Origin of the sequence: Cryobacterium frigoriphilum (assembly GCF_004403305.1) — a bacterium.
In the GTDB taxonomy this organism is placed as follows: Bacteria; Actinomycetota; Actinomycetes; order Actinomycetales; family Microbacteriaceae; genus Cryobacterium; species Cryobacterium frigoriphilum.
In genome coordinates this window covers 1-2,618 of the sequence record NZ_SOHE01000076.1, presented here as the reverse complement: position 1 = coordinate 2,618, position 2,618 = coordinate 1, and the positions used below count along the sequence as shown (strand labels likewise).

At 61.9% G+C, this 2,618-nt stretch carries 2 protein-coding genes; both read left to right on the top strand.

All coding sequences use genetic code 11. The annotated features are described in order from the left end of the window. A partial coding sequence (gene istA / locus E3T55_RS17485; protein WP_241993127.1) for an IS21 family transposase occupies positions 1 to 1,697 on the top strand: 1,697 nt, incomplete at its 5' end. Then, positions 1,697 to 2,476 carry an ATP-binding protein gene (locus E3T55_RS17480; RefSeq protein ID WP_241993126.1) on the top strand — a complete coding sequence of 260 codons (780 nt, stop codon included), beginning with the start codon at positions 1,697 to 1,699 and terminating at the stop codon, positions 2,474 to 2,476. The genes istA and E3T55_RS17480, both read left to right, overlap by 1 nt. Positions 2,477 to 2,618: the final 142 nt, after the last annotated feature.

Here is a 2,618-nt window from a genome sequence, read left to right as displayed (position 1 = left end):
TCCACGTTGTTGGTACTGCCGTTCCGCACTGTTGGTACTGCGGCCATGTGCATCTGGTCTCGTTGTCAGGACGGCAGCACGACGGGTGTTGCCGATTCCTGATGGAGGGGGCATTGATGGCGAGCTACAAAGCCATTACAGCGTTGGTGTTCGAGGGCCGTAGCTACGACGAGATCACAGGTCTAATGGGGTGTTCACGCCGGGAAATCTCGATGGTGAAGAAGACCATCGCGGCGAGGAGCTTGACCGCCGCGACGACCGCGGCGATGAGCGACGAGCAGTGGGCCGAGTTGTTTCCCGACAAGCGCCGCAGCGTCTCGGACGCGTTCATCCAGCCTGACTTCGCGGGGACGTTGAAGTCGATGAAGAGCAATAAGCACTTCACGCTGCAGCAGGGGTGGCGTATGTATGTGGGGTTGGACTCAGCGCTGCCTGGGCGAAAGTACGGATATTCGCGGTACTGCGAGCTGTTCACCGAGTTCGTCAACACCCATGACGTCGTGGCGACTTTGCACCACGATCCGGGCCGAGCTCTGCTCGTGGACTGGGCCGGCGACACGCTCCCGGTGACAGACATGGTCACCGGGGAGATCCGTAAGGGTTACCTGTTCGTGGCGGTCCTGCCGTTTTCCGGGCTGATCTTCTGCTCGGCCTATGCCGACATGAAGCAGGATTCGTGGAACAACGCCCACGTCCAGGCCTTCGAGTTCATTGGCGGTTCAACCCAGATCATTGTCCCCGATAACGCCGCGACGGCCACCCATCGAACGGTCAAGGGTGACAGTGCCCGCGTCGTCCAGGTCCGATACCAGGAGCTGGCCGAGCACTATTCCACCGCCGTCGTGCCGGCCCGCGTGCGCCGCCCTCGGGACAAAGCCGCCGCAGAATCTGCGGTAAACACCATCAACAAGCGAGTAATAGGCTACCTCGCTGAAGAAATATGGACAACCTTCGCCGAACTCAATGCTGCGATCAAGGAACGCATGGTGGAGATCAACGAGCAGATGCACCGTGCCGACGGCACCACCCGCGCCGAACGCTTCCGCGCCGACGAGGCCGAGCTCCTCCAGCCGTTACCGGCGCACAGGTTCGATACTGTCTCGTGGAAGCAGCTGAAGGTCGGCCGGAATTACCACGTCACGGCCGATTACCAGCACTATTCGGTGCCTTACAAGCTGGCGGGGCAGATGCTGCGGGTGCGTCTGACCGGCGGCAACGTCACCATCTTTGACGGCGACACGCTTATCTGTGAGCACCCCCGCAAATCCGGACGCAAGGGCCAGTACTCCACGGTGGCCGAGCATGCTCCGGAACGCCACCACGATCTCGAGGGTCTCTGGACGCGGCAGTGGTTCGAGCATCGGGCCAAGAGCTTCGGGCCAGCGACCGTGACGGTGATCGAGATGATCCTGGACCGGTCCGTCATCGAAGCGCAGGCCTACCTCGACTGCCAAAACATCCTCATGACCCTCGGCAAGAGCAACAAGCAGCGGCTTGAATCGGCGTGCCAGCAGATCGTCAACCAGCGCGGTTACCCGACCTACACGACGCTGAAACGCATCATGGCGACCATCACCGGTGACAAGAAGCAAAGCCACCCGCTGGTGCCGGCTGCCTCGAATACGAAGAGCCCGCCCGGGCCTGCCGATACGCCCAGCGTCATGGTCCGCGGCGCCGACTACTACAAGGACCGCTGATGATCGGCAGCGTGTTCACCAGCGTCGACCACGACAAATTCAAGGCTCTGCGCATCACGCACCTCGCGGCGCGGTTCGAGGAGTTGATCAAGGACGAAGCCAACGATGCTGCCGCGCCCGAGGCATTGTTCCTCACGGCGGTTGATGAAGCTTTGGAGCTTCGCCGATCGATCCGGATCGAGAAGCTGATCCGCCAGGCCAAGTTCCCGATCCCGGAGGCGTCGGTGGCTGAGCTGAACTACCCGCCGGGACGAAACCTCACCCCGGTGCGGATGAAACGCTACGCCACCCACGAGTGGAGGGCCGACCCGACGAACCTGCTCATCATCTCGCCTACCGGTGGCGGGAAAACTTATCTGGCCTGCGCGATTGGCATCGCGGCCTGTCATAGCGAGCACAGCGTTCACTACACCCGGATGGATGACCTGGCCCGCCAGCTGGTCATCGCTCGAGGCGACGGGATTGGTCATCAGAACATGCTCAACAAGCTCAGTGATGTGGATTTGCTGATCATCGACGACTTTTTGACGGTGGGCATCGACCCCAACGCGGCCAGCGATCTCTTCTCAATCTTGGCTAACCGGGATCACCGGCTGCCGACGATCATCGTCAGCCAATCCGGGCCTTCTTACTGGGTCGAGGCCCTCCCCGACCGGATCGCGGCCGACTCCACCGTCAACCGGCTCGCCAGTCAAGCCCGCACGCTCAACCTCGGCGAGGTCGACATGCGACGCCTACGCAGCGACGAAGCCAAGACCGCGAAGGACTACTGGGAGTAACGCCCCGGACTTCGCCGAGACGCTCTGGCCAGGCTGGCCACATCGCCAGCCTGGCCACTTCGCCAGCCTGGCCAGTTCCACCTCCCCGGAACAGCAGTACCAACAAGGTGGACTAGCAGTACCAAAAGCGACTACTCGCCAG